General features: G+C 65.3%; 18 protein-coding genes and 2 pseudogenes. 7 read left to right on the top strand and 13 right to left on the bottom strand.

All coding sequences use genetic code 11. The features are described from left to right. Nucleotides 1-157 precede the first annotated feature (157 nt). The 11 genes from IGS74_RS13740 to rpsF all read right to left on the bottom strand — a co-directional run bounded on the left by IGS74_RS13740 (nt 158) and on the right by rpsF (nt 10,877). Nucleotides 158-457, bottom strand: a complete 300-nt coding sequence (locus tag IGS74_RS13740; RefSeq protein WP_060601637.1) for a BrnA antitoxin family protein — start codon at nt 455-457, stop codon at nt 158-160. A gap of 496 nt (nt 458-953) precedes the next feature. Next, on the bottom strand, nt 954-1,694 hold the full coding sequence (locus IGS74_RS13735; RefSeq protein WP_039193404.1) for an SDR family NAD(P)-dependent oxidoreductase: 741 nt from the start codon (nt 1,692-1,694) through the stop codon (nt 954-956). A gap of 40 nt (nt 1,695-1,734) precedes the next feature. Beyond that, nucleotides 1,735-3,216 (bottom strand): amidophosphoribosyltransferase, encoded by a 1,482-nt coding sequence (gene purF / locus IGS74_RS13730; protein ID WP_192386862.1) that lies wholly within the window; start codon nt 3,214-3,216, stop codon nt 1,735-1,737. Nucleotides 3,217-3,435: 219 nt separating this feature from the next. Then, complete coding sequence (locus IGS74_RS13725; RefSeq protein WP_192386860.1) at nt 3,436-4,047, bottom strand: CvpA family protein; 612 nt, start codon at nt 4,045-4,047, stop codon at nt 3,436-3,438. A 163-nt stretch (nt 4,048-4,210) separates the two neighbouring features. After that, the gene (radA, locus tag IGS74_RS13720; RefSeq protein WP_192386858.1) at nt 4,211-5,602 is read right to left on the bottom strand and encodes a DNA repair protein RadA; all 1,392 of its coding nucleotides are present in this window, start codon (nt 5,600-5,602) and stop codon (nt 4,211-4,213) included. A gap of 4 nt (nt 5,603-5,606) precedes the next feature. Then, on the bottom strand, nt 5,607-6,737 hold the full coding sequence (gene alr, locus IGS74_RS13715) for an alanine racemase (RefSeq protein ID WP_192386857.1): 1,131 nt from the start codon (nt 6,735-6,737) through the stop codon (nt 5,607-5,609). Between the two features lie 20 nt (nt 6,738-6,757). Further along, nucleotides 6,758-8,245, bottom strand: a complete 1,488-nt coding sequence (locus IGS74_RS13710; RefSeq protein ID WP_039193417.1) for a replicative DNA helicase — start codon at nt 8,243-8,245, stop codon at nt 6,758-6,760. A gap of 279 nt (nt 8,246-8,524) precedes the next feature. Further along, nucleotides 8,525-9,118, bottom strand: a complete 594-nt coding sequence (gene rplI / locus IGS74_RS13705) for a 50S ribosomal protein L9 (protein WP_192386856.1) — start codon at nt 9,116-9,118, stop codon at nt 8,525-8,527. A gap of 32 nt (nt 9,119-9,150) precedes the next feature. Next, nucleotides 9,151-10,086 carry a DUF2232 domain-containing protein gene (locus tag IGS74_RS13700; RefSeq protein WP_039193421.1) on the bottom strand — a complete coding sequence of 312 codons (936 nt, stop codon included), beginning with the start codon at nt 10,084-10,086 and terminating at the stop codon, nt 9,151-9,153. Nucleotides 10,087-10,206: 120 nt separating this feature from the next. After that, nucleotides 10,207-10,455 carry a 30S ribosomal protein S18 gene (rpsR, locus tag IGS74_RS13695; RefSeq protein WP_039193423.1) on the bottom strand — a complete coding sequence of 83 codons (249 nt, stop codon included), beginning with the start codon at nt 10,453-10,455 and terminating at the stop codon, nt 10,207-10,209. After that, the gene (rpsF, locus tag IGS74_RS13690; RefSeq protein WP_039193426.1) at nt 10,455-10,877 is read right to left on the bottom strand and encodes a 30S ribosomal protein S6; all 423 of its coding nucleotides are present in this window, start codon (nt 10,875-10,877) and stop codon (nt 10,455-10,457) included. The genes rpsR and rpsF overlap by 1 nt, the downstream gene beginning before the upstream one ends. A 327-nt stretch (nt 10,878-11,204) precedes the next feature. Here rpsF and fabD point away from each other — a divergent pair, with 327 nt between their 5' ends. From fabD to gmk, 7 genes are all read left to right on the top strand, one after another. Beyond that, the gene (gene fabD, locus IGS74_RS13685; protein ID WP_192386855.1) at nt 11,205-12,149 is read left to right on the top strand and encodes an ACP S-malonyltransferase; all 945 of its coding nucleotides are present in this window, start codon (nt 11,205-11,207) and stop codon (nt 12,147-12,149) included. 2 nt (nt 12,150-12,151) lie between these two features. Then, nucleotides 12,152-12,889, top strand: coding sequence for a 3-oxoacyl-[acyl-carrier-protein] reductase (gene fabG, locus IGS74_RS13680; RefSeq protein WP_192386854.1), 738 nt, complete (start codon nt 12,152-12,154; stop codon nt 12,887-12,889). 154 nt (nt 12,890-13,043) lie between these two features. After that, nucleotides 13,044-13,280, top strand: coding sequence for an acyl carrier protein (locus IGS74_RS13675; protein WP_039193436.1), 237 nt, complete (start codon nt 13,044-13,046; stop codon nt 13,278-13,280). Nucleotides 13,281-13,356: 76 nt separating this feature from the next. Beyond that, nucleotides 13,357-14,619: a beta-ketoacyl-ACP synthase II gene (fabF, locus tag IGS74_RS13670; RefSeq protein ID WP_192386853.1), complete on the top strand. Its 1,263-nt coding sequence runs from the start codon at nt 13,357-13,359 to the stop codon at nt 14,617-14,619. 125 nt (nt 14,620-14,744) lie between these two features. Further along, complete coding sequence (mltG, locus tag IGS74_RS13665; RefSeq protein WP_245283029.1) at nt 14,745-15,860, top strand: endolytic transglycosylase MltG; 1,116 nt, start codon at nt 14,745-14,747, stop codon at nt 15,858-15,860. A gap of 12 nt (nt 15,861-15,872) precedes the next feature. After that, nucleotides 15,873-16,763 carry a YicC/YloC family endoribonuclease gene (locus IGS74_RS13660; protein WP_246722560.1) on the top strand — a complete coding sequence of 297 codons (891 nt, stop codon included), beginning with the start codon at nt 15,873-15,875 and terminating at the stop codon, nt 16,761-16,763. Next, nucleotides 16,760-17,437, top strand: a complete 678-nt coding sequence (gmk, locus tag IGS74_RS13655) for a guanylate kinase (protein ID WP_039193447.1) — start codon at nt 16,760-16,762, stop codon at nt 17,435-17,437. Before IGS74_RS13660 ends, gmk begins: the two co-directional genes overlap by 4 nt. 13 nt (nt 17,438-17,450) lie before the next feature. Here gmk and IGS74_RS13650 read toward each other — a convergent pair. Further along, nucleotides 17,451-17,711: pseudogene (locus IGS74_RS13650) on the bottom strand (rRNA adenine N-6-methyltransferase family protein); the annotation flags it as partial. Between the two features lie 76 nt (nt 17,712-17,787). Next, nucleotides 17,788-18,048, bottom strand: a pseudogene (locus IGS74_RS13645) (rRNA adenine N-6-methyltransferase family protein); the annotation flags it as partial. Between the last annotated feature and the right edge of the window lie 5 nt (nt 18,049-18,053).

The following is an 18,053-nucleotide window of genomic DNA, read 5'->3' as shown; positions in this document are numbered from 1 at the left end:
GAAAGGTGCGGGAAGGGCAGGGAGACGACAATCTCCAAAGTCACGACATACCAAAATGATGTCTAAGTTTTCTGCTTCTTGCCGCAGTGCGCGGTACCATCACACAACTCATCCGGTGCTTATCCGTAGCCATAGACAGGCAAAGGGCCTGATGCGCCTAGGCGGCATCATCGATCCATCTGCGCAATGCATCGTTTACTCGGGCCTGCCAGCCGGGCCCGGAAGAGCGAAGCTTGGCAACCAGGTCGTCATCCAAACGAATGGAAACGGGCGTCTTGGTCCTGGACGGGCCGCGCTTCCGTGGAATGCTGTTGTGCAGCTCCGGAAATGCTTCCGAGAACATCCGCGCCTGCGAAATCTGCTCGTCGTTCGCCTCTGGGCTTTCGACAGACTCCCAATCCTCGCGGGTGTAGCCGTATTCCGCTGCGTGCTTAGCATCAAAGGTTTTGCCGCTCATAAGAGCTTCCTTTCCTTCATGGACGCCGCGCGCATGGAGACAATGGATATTGCCTCGCTGCCCAGAGTGACGAAGACAACCGTCGTGGCGCGTTCAACCTGCCAATCGCCATCGCGTGTTTCGCGATGTTCGCCTGCCTCTTCGGTTCATCCTATACGATACGCATACCTGTATATACAGGTTGCAGGGTCGTTCCGCAATACCCGTATATACGAGTTAGGGCTAAACCGTGGCTCGATGTAGTTTGATAAGATTATTGATTTCAAGTTGCCGCCTCACGCGGTAGGGCTGGCACACGGCTCCGTCATAGGCGCCCGGCGCCGAACGGAAGCCGCCTGTATTCTCCGAACATGGCAGCAACGGCCGCACGTGATCACATGCTGACTCCGAATGCCAAGGCTTTCCTGCACGCGCTGCGGGCGTGTGCCGGGCTCGACCTTCAGTTTGCGGCGCAGGCCCATCCGGCGCTCCTTTGCCGGGTTGGGCCCAAGGGCGCTCAGTCGGGCATGTGGTAGTTGAGAAAGCGGTTCTGGCGAACGTCGAACAGAAGTCCGGTTTGCGTCAAGTCCGGAAAGGCGAGGTGCAGCATGGCCGCCGCCACGTCCGCCGGGCGCGGCAGCGTATCGGGATCTTCGCCCGGCATCGCAAGGGCACGCATGGCCGTGCGCGTGCCACCGGGGTTTACCGAGTTGACGCGCAGCGGCAGGCTGCGCGTTTCGTTTGCCCAGGAGCGGATCATCGCCTCTCCGGCAGCCTTGGTGGCGGCGTAGAGGCCCCAATAGGCCTTGGTCGAATGCGCCGCGCCGGACGACAGGAAGATGGCGCGCCCGGCGTCGGACTGGCGCAGGAGCGGATCGGTCGTGCGGATCATCCGCCATGTCGCATCCACGTTGACGCGCATGGTCTTGTCGAAGGTCTTGGCTTCGATGTGGCCGAGGGGCGCCAGCACGCCCAATGCGCCGGCATTGAGCACCAGCACGTCCAGCTTGCCCCACCGGTCGTAGATGGCTCCCCCAAGCCGGTCGATGCCTTCCATGTCCGTCAGGTCCAGCGGAACCAGGGTCGCAGATCCGCCGGCGGACTTGATTTCGTCGTCCAGCTCTTCCAGGCCACCCACCGTGCGCGCCACTGCGATGACATGCGCACCTTCCGCCGCGAGCTGCTTTGCCAGAAAATAGCCGATGCCGCGCGACGCGCCCGTTACCAGGGCGATACGCCCGTCTAGCCTGCCTGCCATTCCGGATTCCCGAAGCTGTGAAAGATGGTTGCGCGCAGCGTCAGCCGTTGCCGGCCATCACCGCCAGATGATGGACATTGTTGGCCGGCGCCTCGCGGTCCCGCAGCCGGGTGGGATAGTCGCCGGTGAAATAATGGTCGGTGAACTGCGGGGAAGCATCGTTGCGCGCCTCGCCACCGACCGCGCGATAGAGGCCATCCAGCGACAGGAAGGCGAGGGAGTCCGCGCCGATGAAGCGGCACATCGCCTCGAGCGATTCATGCTGGTTCGCAAGCAGCTTCTCGGCGTCCGGCGTGTCGATGCCGTAGAAATCCGGGTAGAAGATCATCGGGCTGGCAACGCGGATATGCACTTCCGTCGCGCCGGCATCGCGGATCATCTGCACGATCTTGACCGAGGTGGTGCCCCGCACGATGGAATCGTCCACCAGCACGACACGCTTGCCCTCGATCATCGCCCGGTTGGCGGAATGCTTCAGCTTCACGCCGAAGGCGCGGATCTGCTGGGTCGGCTCGATGAAGGTGCGGCCCACATAGTGGTTCCGGATGATACCGAGCTCGAAGGGAATGCCGCTTTCCTGCGCGAAGCCGATGGCCGCCGGAGTGCCGCCATCGGGCACCGGCACCACCACATCCGCCTCGACGGGGGCTTCCCGCGCCAGGTTGACGCCCATCGCCTTGCGCGCCGTATAGACGTTGCGGCCGCCGACGACCGAATCCGGCCGGGCGAAATAGACGTATTCGAACAGGCAGAGGCGTTCGGGCGTGGGGGTCTCGGCCTTGCGGGATTCCACCGAGATAGAGCCATCGGGCTGGATCTCGCAGATGACGACCTCGCCGTTTTCCACGTCGCGGATGTAGCGCGCGCCGATGATATCGAGCGCACAGGTTTCCGAGCAGAAGATCGGCTTTCCATCGAGCTCGCCCATGACCAGCGGGCGAATGCCGATCGGATCGCGCGCGGCGATCAGCTTGGTCCGCGTCAGCGCCAGCATCGAATATCCGCCTTCCACATGGCGGATCGCATCGATGAACCGGTCGGAGGAGGACACCTGCCGGGAACGGGCGATGAGGTGCAGGACGACTTCGGTATCGGAGGTGGACTGGCAGATCGCGCCATCGGCAATCAACTGGCGGCGCAGCGTCAACCCGTTGGTGAAATTGCCGTTATGGGCAATGGCGATGCCACCGACTTCCAGTTCGGCAAACAGCGGCTGCACGTTGCGCAAGGCTGTTTCGCCGGTGGTGGAATAGCGCACATGGCCAATGGCCATGTGGCCGGGCAGGCGCGCCAGCACGGCGGGGTCGGTATAATGGTCGCCCACCAGGCCCATGCGCTTTTCGGTATGAAACTGTCGGCCGTCGAAGCAGACGAGGCCGGCGGCCTCCTGCCCGCGGTGCTGCAGGGCATGAAGGCCCAGCGCCGTCAGGGTCGCGGCGTCAGGATGGCCGAGAATGCCGAAGACGCCGCACTCCTCGTGGAGAGTGTCGCCGTCGATGTCGTCGAAAGGTGTTTCGCCCATGTCAAACTCGTTCCCGAACGGAAGGCCCGATACCGCGCTTCTACCGCGTGGCTGGCCTCCATATGGGGGCGATCACGCGAAACGCGAAACAAAAATGAAACCGGCGCGAAAACCATCGCGCCAGTCGGGTCGCTTACCCCTCCAATTGAGTCGGCTTCGGCTTCGATCTGCCCCCGCGAAGCCGCTTGAGCAGCCTTGTGCCTGACACCGGCCCGAAAATCAATTGGGCTGTGGCTGCTGGCCCTGGATCGCGTCGTCGATCGAACCGGGCTCGGCCTGCTCCGACGGGGCTTCCGCGCCGCCGATGTCCGTTTCAGGCGCCGGCGGCGGTCCGAGGCGCTGGTTCACGTATTCGACCAGGCCGTCCATGCTGCCGACCAGTTGGTTGCCGAGATCGTCCAGGAAAGGCTTGGATTGCGCATCGGCGATCTGCGGATGCTGCTGATCGGGGTTGAGCCAGTTCAGGAATACCACCGCAACCACCATCAGGAGCACGCCGCGCGCGGCACCGAACAGGAAACCGAGGATCCGGTCCACCGCGCCGACCCGGCTGTCGATGATGAAGTCCGCGATATGCATGGTGATCAGCGATACGACGATCAGCGTAATCAGGAAGATTCCCAGCGCCGTGACGCCCATCGCAACGGTCGGCTGGGAAATGTACTGCTCGGTGAAGGGCGTGAGTTTTGGAAAGAAGAACCATGCGGCGGCTGCGGCCACCACCCAGCTGACGATGGACAGCACCTCGCGGGAAAAGCCACGCACCATCGCGAGGATCGCCGAAAGGAGGGTGATGACGACGAGCGTGACGTCGAGCAGGGTGATGTTCATACCGGTCCTTGGCTAAAGCATTGTCGGTGAATGCGGGGTCACCGGAAATGCTCTATTTTCTGTTTGCCGCATTGTCCGACGCCGGAGCGATTCCGCTTCGGCTGGAGATGCTTTCGGCGATCTCGTTGCATTGCGTGTCTTACACTCGGGGATGCGGCGAAAATCAAGCATTCCTTTTATCCTGCCCGCTGGCAATGCGGGCGACAAGATCGGCCAGCGCCGACACTTCGGCGACGCGGAAGCCGCGCGGCGACTGGGGATCCTGCCCGGATTGCGGCAGCACGGCGCCGCGGAACCCCAGCTTTTCCGCCTCCTTGACCCGTTGCCCGGCATGGGCCACGGGCCGGACCGCGCCGGAAAGGCTCACTTCGCCGAAATACACGCAATCGGCCGGCAGGGCGCTGCCCGACAACGAGGAGACGAGCGCCGCCGCGACGGCCAGATCGGCAGCCGGCTCGTTGATGCGATAGCCGCCGGCGACGTTCAAATACACGTCATGCTGGCCCAGGCGTACCCCGCAATGGGCCTCCAGCACGGCCAGCACCATGGCAAGGCGCGGCTGGTCCCAGCCGAGCACGGAGCGGCGCGGCGTTCCGAGCGGCGAGGGCGCCACCAGCGCCTGGATCTCCACCAGCACCGGACGCGTTCCCTCGATGGCGGCGAAGACCGCCGCGCCTGGCGCCTTGTCGTTCCGCTCGCCGAGGAACAGCTCCGACGGGTTGGGGACTTCGCGCAGGCCACCGTCGCCCATCTCGAAGACGCCGATCTCGTCGGTCGGGCCGAAGCGGTTCTTGACCGTCCGCAGGATGCGATAGTGATGCCCGCCTTCACCCTCGAAATAGAGGACGCCGTCCACCATGTGCTCGACCACGCGCGGCCCGGCGATCTGACCTTCCTTGGTGACATGCCCGACCAGGATGACCGCGGTTCCGGTGGACTTGGCGTAGCGGATCAGCGCCTGGGCCGCCGCCCGAACCTGGGTGACGGTGCCGGGGGCGGAATCCGCCGTGTCGGTCCAGATGGTCTGGATGGAGTCGATGATGACGAGATCGGGCCGCCCGCCCTCCGACAGCGTGGCGAGGATATCCTCGATATTGGTTTCGGCCATCAGCTGCACCGAGGTATCGGCGGCCTGCAGGCGCTGCGCCCGCAGCCGGACCTGCGCCACGGCTTCCTCGCCCGACACATAGATCACCCCATGGCCCCGCCGCGCCAGCGCCGCGGCGGCCTGCATCAACAGGGTCGACTTGCCGATGCCCGGGTCGCCGCCCACCAGAAGCGCCGAGCCGCGCACGATGCCGCCACCGGTGACCCGGTCCAGTTCGGCGATGCCGGATATGATGCGCGGCGCTTCCTCCGTCTCTCCGGACAGGGGGAACAGCGCCGAGACGCGGCCTTTCCGCCGCCCTGCCTTGGCAGGGCCGCCGCCGATGCCGCCGGCCTGGTTTTCCTCGACGATGGTGTTCCACTCGCCGCAGGCGTCGCACTTGCCCTGCCAGCGATTGTACACCGCACCGCAGTTCTGGCAGATGAAGCTGATCTTCGCCTTTGCCATTCGCTCAGATCCAGGCTCGGCGCACGCGCGAGCCGATGCCGGTGAGAAGCTCGTAGGCGATGGTGCCGGCATGGGCCGCCACATCGTCGATCGGGATGTTGGGGCCGAAAAACTCCACTTCGCTGCCCGGCCGCACCGCGCCATCCGGAAGGCCGGAAATGTCCACCATGCTCATATCCATGGAAATGCGGCCGACGATCGGCGCGCGATGCCCTGCGACGTGAACCGCCGGTGCCGTGCGTTGCCCGTCGACGCCGTCGCCGAAGGCCGAACGCGGATAGCCGTCAGCATAGCCGAGGCCCACCGTGGCGATGCGGGCAGGGCGCTTGAGCCTGACCACCTCCCCATAGCCCACATGCTCGCCACGCTTGACGTCGGCCACCTGCAGGACATGCCCGACCAGGCGGGCAACGGGCCTCAGCGCGCCGCCCGGGTGCAGCGCCGTCTGGCCGCCATAGAGGCAGATGCCGGGGCGGGTCAGGTCGAAGTGGAATTGCGGGCCGCGCAGGATGGCGGCGGAGTTTGCCAGGGAGCGCGCCACGAAGGGGAAGCGATTCGCCAGTTTCCGGAAGCGGTCGAGCTGCTCGTCTGCCAGCCCGGAACCGGGCTCGTCCGCGGCGGCGAGGTGGCTCATGACGAGCGCCAGGTCCAGCTTGCCCTGCCTGGAAAGCTCGGCGGCCTTGCGGCTTTGCAGATCGGTCAGGCCCAGCCGGTGCATACCGGTTTCCAGTTGCAGCCCCGCGACGCCGGGCAACCCGCCATCTTCCGGCTGGCCACCCCGGGTCCACAGTTCGACGTCTTCGGGCGTCGACAGGATCGGCAGCAGCCTCTGGCTGCGGCACAGCCGCGCCGCGTGCCCGTCCAGACCCTGCAGAACGAAGATGCGACAGTTCTTGCCGGGCATGGCCTCGCGGATCTCGGCGCCTTCTTCGGCCCAGGCCACGAAGAAATCGCGGCACCCCGCGCCGAACAGCGCCTTGGAAGCGATGACGCCGCCAAGGCCGTATCCGTCGGCCTTCACGGCGGCGGCGGTTCGCGCATCGGGCGCCAGCATGGCGAGGGTGCGCCAGTTGGATTTCAGGGCCCAGGAGTCGATCTCGACGAAGGGCGCGCGCGGCGTATCGGTAAGGGACATGGTCTTTCGGTCTTCCGGCGCTACTCGAAGCGTTCGGGCATATGCGACTCCTCGGCAAGATCCGAGAAGCGCGTGAATTCGGCCTGGAAGGCCAGCGGTACGGTGCCGGTGGGGCCGTGTCGCTGCTTGGCGATGATGACTTCCGCCTTGCCACGCGCATCGTTCATCGCCTGCTGCCACTTCAGGTGTTCTTCGGTGCCGGGCTTTGGCTCCTTGTTCTGCAGGTAATACTCGTCGCGATAGACGAACATCACCACGTCGGCGTCCTGCTCGATGGAACCGGATTCGCGAAGGTCGGAGAGCTGGGGCCGCTTGTCTTCCCGGGATTCGACCTGACGCGACAGCTGGGACAGGGCGATGATCGGCACCGCAAGTTCCTTGGCCAGGGCCTTCAGACCGGTGGTGATCTCGGTGATTTCCTGCACGCGGTTTTCCGAGGCGCGCTTGGACGAGCCCTGCATGAGCTGGACATAGTCGATCACCATCACGTCGAGGCCGCGCTGGCGCTTGAGCCGACGGGCGCGCGCCGCAAGCTGGGCTATGGAGATGCCGCCGGTCTGGTCGATGTAGAGCGGCGCGCGTTGCATCATCTCGGTGCACGCGACAAGCTTGGCATATTCGGCATCGGTAATGTTGCCGCGCCGGATCTTGGACGAGGAGACCTCGCTCTGCTCGGAGATGATGCGGGTGGCCAGCTGCTCGGCCGACATTTCCAGCGAGAAGAAGGCGACGACGCCGCCATTCTTCGCCTTGAAGGAGCCGTCCGCCTGCTCGGCGGGTTCGTAGGCGTTGGCGATGTTGAACGCGATGTTGGTCACGAGCGACGTCTTGCCCATCGCCGGACGGCCCGCCAGGATAACGAGGTCGGAGGGCTGCAGGCCGCCCAGCCGCCGGTCCATCTCGCGGATGCCGGTGGATATGCCCGAAAGGCCGCCATCCCTGTCCTTGGCGGCGCCGGCCATTTCGATCGCCAGCGCCATCGCGTCGGAGAACGGCTGGAAGCCGCCGTCGTAGCGGCCCGTTTCGGCCAGCTCGAACAGCTTGCGCTCCGATTCCTCGATCTGCTTCTTCGGCTCCATGTCGAGCGGCGCGTCGAATGCGTCGTTGACCATCTCCTCGCCGATGCGGATCAGCGAGCGGCGCAAGGCGAGATCGTAGATGCCACGGCCGTAATCGGCCGCGTTGATGATGGTGGTGGCCTCCGCCGCCAGCCGCGCAAGATACTGTGCGACGGTAATGTCGCCCACCTTGTCGTTGGCCGCCAGGAACGTCTTGATCGTAACCGGATTGGCGATCTTGCCCATGCGGATCATCTCGGACGCCTTGCCGAAGATCTCACGGTGCAGCGGCTCGAAGAAATGGTCAGGTTTCAGGAAGTCGTGGACGATGTAATAGGCGTCGTTGTTGACCAGGATCGCGCCCAGGAGGGCCTGTTCGGCCTCGATGTTCGAGGGTGCCTCCCGGTAGGGAAGCCCATCCTGCTCAAGCTTGCGCGCCGCATCGGCCATGCGCGGACCCCTTCGATACCATCATGATGGGACAGACACTAAAGCCATTCGCCAGGGATGACGATTGCCGTAGCCGGAGGCATGCTCCTTCTTCACCGGACAGATACAGCTTCTTTCCACAGATGTGGAGAACATGGCGGCGATTATGCCGCCTCGCAGGGCGTACCGCCTGTCGGCGCGGGGTTTCAGCCCCATGCCCGATACGGAAAAGGCCGGACAAACGTCCGGCCTTTCCTGTGGATAGCGTGTGCGGTTCCGAATCGGACACGCGATGACGCCTCAGGCGCGCTCGTCGGCCTCGGCCTCGGCTTCTTCGTCCTCGCCGGCTTCCTCTTCGCCCTCTTCGAGGATCTCTTCCTCTTCGTCGGCACCGTAGATGGCATCGGCGGAGGTGAGCGTCTCACCGCGGGCCTGACGCTCCGCCTCTTCCTGCGAACGGGCGATGTTCAGCTCGACGCTGGCCTCGACCTCGGCATGAAGGGCGATCGCGACCTTATGCAGGCCGATCAGCTTGATCGGCTGGTTCAGCTCGACCGAGTTGCGGCTGATCGAGAAACCTTCGTTGCGGACCAGTTCGGCGATGTCGCGGGCCGAAACCGAACCGTAGAGCTGGCCCGTCTCGCCGGCAGAGCGGACGATGACGAAGCGCTTGCCGTCGAGCTCCTTGGCGATCGCCTGCGCTTCCGTCTTGCGCTCTTCGTTACGGGCGATCAGCTGGGCCTTCTGGGCCTCGAAGCGCGCGCGGTTGGCCTCGTTGGAGCGCAGGGCGCGGCCGGTGGGCAGAAGATAGTTGCGGGCATAGCCGTCCTTGACGCGGACGGTTTCGCCGAGCTGGCCAAGGCGCGCGATGCGCTCGAGCAGGATGACTTCCATGTGTATGATCCTTTCGGGTGTCGAATGAGGGTTCAGGGTCTGTCTTCGGCCCCCGCTTTCGCCACATCGACCAGGCCGATGATCAGGAAGGCGAAAAGCGGGATGGAAAGAAGGAATATCGCCGCGTAGGCGCTGAACAGGATCAGCCCCCGGCCGGACATGGTCCGTGTGCGGCGGTGCATGGCGGCAAGGCCGACCATCGTGAAGGCCATGCCGAAGGCGCCGCAGACGACGGCGGCCACGGTGCCGACGACGCCGCCGAAGAAGGATACGGCCAGGGCCACGGCAAAGATCGGCAGCGCGACGCGCGGCAGGCCCGCCTGCGAGGGGATGTCGTCCCTGGGCCGGTTCAGGCGGCCGCTGGCGCGGGTGATGACGGCGGCCAGATACAGCATGAACGTTAGAAGGGCGACCAGCAGAGCCGGCTGGACGAAGGGGATGATGCGCACCGCAAGGGCCGTCAACTCGCGGAGCTGGGCCTCGTCCTCGGTACTGAAGGTGCCCGATGCGGTGAAGGCGTTGGCAAGTTCGGGCCCGAAGTCCTGCGCATTGAAGCCGATCATCCAGCCAAGGATGACACAGCCCAGGATGGCCATCAGGCATATGCCCATCAGAATACGCGACAGGGGATACCAGTCCAGCGGCGGTACGCCGGTGCGCGCGTCTTCGGGGCCGGCGGGCCGGGCAAGGCCGGCCAGATGCCCGATCCAGGCCGCGGGACCGGCCATCGCGACCACCAGCGGTACGCTGACGAGCATGGAGCCGCTGGACAGGATCACGGCGAGGGCCGCAACGACCACGGCTATGAAGCCGGCGCGCGAGCCCCAGCCCAGGCTGGCTATGAAAATGGGAAGCGGTGCGAGAAACGTCAGAAATGCCCCGCCCTGGGTCTGCGCGATGAGACCGGCGAACAGCAGCGCGCTGGCGAGGCCGGCGGCGAAGGATACGAGGAGGGCTTGTTTCTGCATGTCGCTGTCCTGCGTTTCGCAGTTAGGGGCACGCGCCCCAACTCGGCTTTTCGTCACGCCGCCCCTGCCGAATGGGGAGGCGGGGAAGCGGGGCGCCGGAAGCGCCCCGCCCGCAAATGCCTACTTCAGCACGTAAGGAAGAAGTCCGAGGAAGCGCGCGCGCTTGATGGCGCGGGCCAGCTCGCGCTGGTTCTTCTGCGAAACGGCCGTGATCCGCGAGGGAACGATCTTGCCGCGCTCGGAAATGTAGCGCTGCAGAAGGCGGACGTCCTTGTAGTCGATCTTCGGCGAATCGCTCGCCGCGAACGGATCGGACTTGCGACGACGATGGAACGGGCGACGGGTCGGAAGCTGGGCGATGTCGACCATTATGCGGCCTCCTCATTGCGCTCGCGGCGGGGGCGGCCACCACGGTCGCCGCCATCACGGCCGTCACGGCCGTCGCGGTCACCGCGGCGGGGGCGGTCGTCGCGCTTCTGCATCATGGCGGAGGGGCTGTCTTCGTGCTCCTCGACGCGGATGGTCATGTAGCGCAGGATGTCTTCGTTGAAGCGCATCTGACGCTCCATCTCTTCCACGGCGGCTGCCGGGGCGTCGATGTTGACGAGCGTGTAATACGCCTTGCGATTCTTCTTGATGCGGTAAGACAGGGTCTTCAGACCCCAGTTCTCAACCTTGCCGACCTTGCCGCCATTGGCTTCCAGCACGCCACGATACTGCTCGACGAGAGCGTCGACCTGCTGGCTGCTGATATCCTGGCGGGCAAGGAATACGTGCTCGTAGAGCGCCATATCGATTGCCTTTCCGTGTTTCTCTTTCGTACGCTGCCCGGCATCAGCGGCTAAGCCTCTGCGACTCCCCCTGAAAGCGGCCACGAAGTGCCGAACATGGAAAGGCGCGTCGAGTGAGACGGTCGAGAGCGGGGACACGGGAAGCGTAGGCACGAAGGCCGAGCGGCATGCGAATGCCGCCCCTTCCGTTCAGCCCCCGGCTGACGAACGGGCATTGACGGGCCGCGACTTACGCTATTTCGATGCATTCCGCAAGGCGTCGCTTGACTTGAAGCGCGCTTGCCCCGATTGGGCGGGGCCAGTCACAAGCCGGAGACGATAATTCTCATGAAACTCGCATTGGTATTTCCGGGGCAGGGCAGCCAGTCTGTCGGCATGGGCCGCGAACTCTACGACAGCGTACCGCAAGCGCGCGCCGTCTTCGACGAGGTCGACGAGGCGCTGGGCGAAAACCTGTCGAGGCTTATCTTCGAGGGGCCGGAGGAAACGCTGACGCTGACGGCCAATGCGCAGCCCGCGCTGATGGCGGTTTCGCTGGCCGCGATGCGGGCCCTCGAGGCGCGGGGCTTCGATCTGTCTTCGGCATCCTACGTCGCCGGCCATTCCCTCGGTGAATATTCGGCGCTGGCCGCGGCGGGTTCCATCGGCATCGGCGAGACGGCGCGCCTGCTGCGCATCCGCGGCGAGGCCATGCAGGCAGCCGTGCCGGCGGGCCAGGGGGCCATGGCCGCCATCATGGGGCTGGAGGCCGACGCGCTGGACGCGATCTGCCGGGAGGCATCGGGCGAGGGCAGCGTGCAGGTGGCCAACGACAATGGCGGCGGGCAGCTCGTCATATCGGGCGACAAGTCCGCGGTGGACCGGGCCATGGCGCTGGCGTCCGAGCGCGGCGCGCGGCGGGCCATCGCGCTGGCGGTTTCCGCGCCGTTCCACAGCGCACTGATGCAACCCGCCGCCGACCGGATGGCCGAGGCGCTTCTGGGCGTCGAGATCGTGCAGCCGCGTGTGCCGCTGATCGCCAATGTGCTCGCGGCGCCGTCGTCCAGCCCCGAGCGCATCCGCAGCCAGCTGGTGGAGCAGGTGACCGGGCAGGTGCGCTGGCGCGAAAGCATGACCTTCCTGGCGGAGGACGGCGTCGACACGCTGTTTGAAGTCGGTGCCGGTAAAGTGCTATCGGGCCTTGCGAAGCGAATTGACAAGCGGCTTGCCGCGCAGTCGGTCGGCACTCCGGCCGATATCGATGCGGCGCTGGCGAAGCTGCAGGGAGAGTGACGATGTTCGATCTATCTGGCCGCAAGGCCCTGGTGACGGGCGCCAGCGGCGGTATCGGCGAGGCGATCGCCCGTGTCCTGCATGCACGCGGGGCAACGGTCGGCCTGCACGGCACCCGCCGCGAAAAGCTGGACCAGCTGGCCGGCGATCTCGGCGACCGGGTCCATGTGCTGCCGGCCGATCTCGGCACACGGGAAGGGCAGACTGCCCTCGGCGAGGTTGCCGACGCGGTGATGGAAGGCGTCGATATCCTCGTCAACAATGCGGGAATCACGCGGGACGGGCTTTTCGTCCGGATGTCCGACGCCGACTGGGACGCGGTTCTGGAAGTCGACCTGACCGCGACCTTTCGACTCACGCGCGCCCTGACGCACCAGATGATGCGCCGCCGCTACGGCCGCATCGTCAACATCACCTCCATCGTCGGCGTGACCGGCAATCCCGGCCAGACCAACTATTGCGCGGCCAAGGCCGGCATGATCGGTTTCTCGAAGTCGCTGGCGCAGGAGATCGCCTCGCGCAACGTGACGGTAAACTGCATCGCGCCCGGCTTCATCGAGAGCGCCATGACCGGCAAGCTCAACGACAAGCAGAAGGATGCGATCATGGGGGCCATTCCCATGAAGCGCATGGGCACGCCCGAAGACATCGCGGCGGCCGCGCTTTTCCTCGCGTCCGAGGAAGCGGCCTATATTACGGGTCAGACAATTCATGTGAATGGCGGAATGGCCATGATCTGATATGGGTGCACGGGCCGGTTCGACGGCCCGGTTGCCCCCAGCTTTTTGGGCCCGGAGACGCCAAAACGCCAGCACTCCGCAGTCAGGCCGCTTGATTAACCGTCCGGCGGCGTCTAACGAAAACGGCGAAACCCATCTCATTAGAGGATTGAATATGAGCGATACCGCTGAACGGGTGAAGAAGATCGTCGTCGAACATCTTGGCGTCGAACAGGAGAAGGTGACCGAGAACGCCAGCTTCATCGACGACCTCGGCGCCGACAGCCTGGACACGGTCGAACTCGTCATGGCTTTCGAGGAAGAGTTCGGCGTCGAGATTCCGGACGATGCCGCCGAGACGATCCTGACGGTCGGCGACGCCGTGAAGTTCATCGAAAAGAATCAGGGCTGATTTCTTTTCAATCCATATCGGCTTCCGGCGGGCCTGATCGCTCGCCGGGCCGGCATTCTGTATCGAAGGGTCCGTGATGAGGCGTGTCGTCATAACCGGTCTTGGCATGGTTTCGCCCTTGGCCAACGGTGTTGAGGAAAGCTGGAGCCGTCTTCTGGCCGGCAAGAGCGGCGCGGGCCGCGTCACGAGCTTCGAAGTCGACGATCTGGCCTGCCAGATCGCCTGCCAGATCCCGCTGGGCGACGGCACCGAGGGCACCTTCAACGCCGATCTGGTGATGGAGCCCAAGGAACAGCGCAAGGTGGATCCCTTCATCGTCTATGCCGTCGCGGCGGCCGACGAGGCGTTGAAGGACGCGGACTGGGCTCCGCAGTCCGAGGAAGACCAGGTCCGCACCGGCGTTCTGATCGGCTCGGGCATCGGCGGCCTGGAAGGCATCGTCGAGGCGGGGTACACCCTGCGCGACAAGGGTCCGCGCCGCATATCGCCGTTCTTCATTCCCGGCCGCCTCATCAATCTCGCGTCCGGCCATGTGTCGATCCGCCATCATCTGCGCGGCCCGAACCACTCCGTCGTCACCGCCTGCTCGACGGGCGCGCATGCCATCGGCGACGCCGCCCGGCTGATTGCCCTGGACGATGCGGACGTCATGGTTGCCGGAGGCACCGAGTCCCCCGTCTGCCGCATCGCGCTTGCGGGCTTTGCTGCGTGCAAGGCGCTGTCCACCGACCGGAACGACGAACCCACAAAGGCGTCGCGCCCCTATGATTCGGACCGTGACGGGTTCGTCATGGGCGAAGGCGCCGGCATCGTCGTGCTGGAAGAGTACGAACATGCCAGGGCGCGCGGCGCGAAGATCTATGCCGAGGTGGTCGGATACGGCCTTTCCGGCGACGCGTATCACATCACCGCCCCCTCCGAGAACGGCGAAGGGGCAGAGCGCTGCATGCGCGCCGCTCTCAAGCGGGCCGGGCTGGAGCCCTCCGCGATCGACTACATCAACTCGCACGGCACCTCCACGATGGCCGACACGATCGAGCTCGCGGCCGTCGAGCGCGTGCTGGGCGATCATGCGCCCAATGTCTCGATGTCGTCGACGAAGTCGTCCATCGGGCATCTTCTGGGCGCGGCTGGCGCCGTCGAGGCCATCTTCGCCACGCTGGCCATTCGCGACAATGTTGCGCCGCCGACCTTGAACCTCGATACGCCCGCCGTCGAAACCAGGATAGACCTGGTTCCGCATGTGAAGCGCGAGCGGAAGATCGATGTCGCCTTGTCCAATTCGTTCGGGTTCGGCGGCACGAACGCGACGCTCGTCCTGCAGCGCGTGACCGACTGAGCCGGAGCCTCCCGGAAGCGGCGCAACCATTGGGTGTGGGGCCGCTTCGGCATCCGTCTTTTGCCATATTGGCGATGTAGCACCGACCGCATCTCCGCAATCACCGACCCGAGGGCCTGTATTCCGTGAGCGATGTGACGAAGGGCGGCACGCCGAACGATCCTGTCGACGCCAGACGCGGCCTCAAGGGCCGCTCCAAACGCTCGCGCGGGGCGGTCGTCGTCTTCCTGAATTTCTGCCTGAGCGTTGCCGTCATCACGGTGATCGGCGGCGCCGCGCTGTTCTACTGGGGCAAATTCCAGTTCGAGCGTGCGGGCCCGCTGACCGAGGAAAAGGTCGTCATGGTTCCGCGCGGCGGGGGGCTTTCCAGTATCTCGGATTCGCTCCAGTCGGCGGGTGTCGTCTCCAACGCGCTGATTTTCCAGGCCGGTGTCCGTTTTTCAGGTGCGGCATCGCAGTTGAAGGCCGGTGAATACGCATTTGCGCCCGGTACGTCGATGCGCGGCGTGATGGACAAGCTGGAGGCGGGCCGCTCCATCATGCATTCGGTGACGATCCCCGAAGGCTGGACGGTGGCGCAGATCTACGCGCGCCTCGATGCCGACGAAACGCTGGTTGGCAATCTGCCGCCGATGCCGGGCGAGGGAACGCTTCTTCCGGAAACCTACACGTTCACGCGTGGGGCAAGCCGCAGCGACATCATCTCGCAGATGTCGGCGGCGCAGGAGCGGCTCGTCAACGAAATATGGCAGGGGCGCCAGGATGGCCTTCCCGTCGACACGGTCGAGGAATTCGTAACCCTTGCCTCCATCGTGGAGCGCGAAACGGGGGTCGACGCGGAGCGTCCGCACGTCGCTTCGGTGTTCATCAACCGCCTGCGCCAGGGCATGCGCCTGCAGTCGGACCCGACCTTCATCTACGGTATCTGGGGCGGGGCGGGCAAACCGCCCGGAGAGCCGCTGCGCCGGTCTCACATCCAGAGCAACACCCCCTACAACACCTACGTCATCAACGGTCTGCCCCCCGGCCCGATCGCCAATCCCGGCCGCGCGGCCCTGGAGGCCGTGGCGCACCCGCTGGACTCCGACGATCTGTATTTCGTCGCGGACGGAACCGGCGGCCACGCCTTCGCCCGGACATTGGCCGATCACAACCGCAACGTCGCACGCTACCGCGAGTTCATGCGCCAGCAGGGCGCCGCGGCCGAAAACGCCGCCGCGGACGCCGATCTGGTCGAGTAGGAAAGGCACGACATGGGCAAGCCCGTTGCGAGCATGACGGGCTTTGCCCGCGCCGAGGCGAACCACGGCGACTGGCGCATCGTCTCGGAACTGAGATCCGTCAACGGCAAGTCGCTCGATATCCGCCTTCGTCTGCCGGCAGGGCTGGAAAGCCTGGAACTCGACGCGCGCCGCAAGCCGGCTGCCTACCTGACCAGGGGCAATATCCAGATGTCGCTGCAGGTGCAGCGGGGTGCAGCAGCGCCGCAGCGCGCGATCAACCGCCCGGCGCTGTTGGCCTATGTGGCGGAAGCACGCTGGCTCGTCACCGAGGGCCATGCCTCTCCGCCCACCGCCGATGGACTGCTTGGGTTGAAGGGCGTTCTGGATGCGACACCCGAGGAGGCCCCGGAGGCCGAGACGGAGCTGGCTTCGGCTGCGCTCCAGACGCTGGATGGCGCCCTGAAGGACCTGGCGTCCGCCCGCGCTGCCGAAGGCGCCGAAATCGCCGCCGTTCTACTGCGTCGCCTCGATGAAATGGACGCGCTTGCGGCCGCTGCCGAAGCGGACCCGGCCCGCACCGCCGATGCCATCCGTGCACGCCTTCGCAGCCAGGTCGAGGTGCTTTTGTCGGCGTCGGCGGCGGTGGATGAAGGCAGGCTTGCGCAGGAAGCCGCGCTGCTGGCAACACGTGCCGACATCCGCGAGGAACTGGACAGGCTGCATGCCCACCTCGCCGCGGCGCGGGCCTTGTTGTCCGAAGGCGGCGCAATCGGACGGCGCCTCGATTTTCTATCACAGGAATTTAACCGGGAATCGAATACGCTCTGCGCGAAATCGAATGCGGCCTCGCTGACTGCCATCGGATTGCAGTTGAAGGTCGTGGTGGACCAATTCCGAGAGCAGGTTCAAAACATCGAATGAGGCCGTTGATCGATACCGAATCCCCATTGCCCATCGCGCGGCGTGGACTGATGCTCGTCATCTCTTCTCCCTCTGGAGCGGGGAAGTCCACGATCGCGCGCAACCTGCTGGAGCAGGATTCGCGCTTTTCCCTGTCGGTCAGCGTCACCACCCGGACGCGACGCGCCAGCGAAATCGACGGTGTGCATTATCACTTCATCAGCCGCGACGAGTTTACCCGCCTGCAGACGGGCGACGCGCTGCTGGAATGGGCCGAGGTCCACGGCAACCTCTACGGGACGCCAAGAGACGCAGCCGAAAAGGCGATGCGGGAGGGGCGCGACATGCTCTTCGACATCGACTGGCAGGGGGCGCGGCAGCTCCAGGAGCAGGCCAAGACGGATATCGTTTCCATCTTCATCCTGCCGCCCTCCATGGCGGAGCTTCGCTCGCGCCTGAACCGCCGCGCCGAGGATTCCGCCGAGACGATCCAGATGCGCCTTCGGAATGCGAAGGTCGAGATCGAGCGTTGGCGCGACTATGAGTATGTCGTCATCAACGACGACCTGGACCGTGCCTTCGGGGCGGTCCTGTCGATCGTCAATGCCGAACGTCTGCGACGGGATCGGCGGCCCGGGCTGTTCGACTTTACGGCGGCGTTGCTCGAAGAAGCCGACAAGCTGATGGACGGCTGACCGCCAGCCATCCTCAGGAGCCTGTCGAAAGACCCTCGGCCAGATTGGCAAGCGTGACGAATTCCGCGACGCTCAAGGTCTCTGCCCGACGCCGGGCATCGATGCCAGCCCGGTCGAGCAGTTTTTCTCCGCCCGCCGCCTTCAGGCTCTGGCGCGGCATCTTGCGCCGCTGTCCGAAGGCGAGGGCGGTGATCTTCTCCAGCTTCGGCAGATCGACGGGCAGGGGCTCGGCGCGCGGCGTGATCTGCACCACCGACGAGGTCACCTTCGGCGGCGCGGGCTGTTCGACTTTACGGCGGCGTTGCTCGAAGAAGCCGACAAGCTGATGGACGGCTGACCGCCAGCCATCCTCAGGAGCCTGTCGAAAGACCTTCGGCCAGATTGGCAAGCGTGACGAATTCCGCCACGCTCAAGGTCTCTGCCCGACGCCGGGCATCGATGCCAGCCCGGTCGAGCAGTTTTTCTCCGCCCGCCGCCTTCAGGCTCTGGCGCAGCATCTTGCGCCGCTGTCCGAAGGCGAGGGCGGTGATCTTCTCCAGCTTCGGCAGATCGACGGGCAGGGGCTCGGCGCGCGGCGTGATCTGCACCACCGACGAGGTCACCTTCGGCGGCGCGG

Source organism: Aureimonas sp. OT7 (assembly GCF_014844055.1).
GTDB classification, from domain to species: Bacteria; Pseudomonadota; Alphaproteobacteria; order Rhizobiales; family Rhizobiaceae; genus Aureimonas; species Aureimonas altamirensis_A.
The sequence above is the reverse complement of the archived record's forward strand: the minus strand, read 5'-3'. Positions and strand labels throughout refer to the sequence as shown.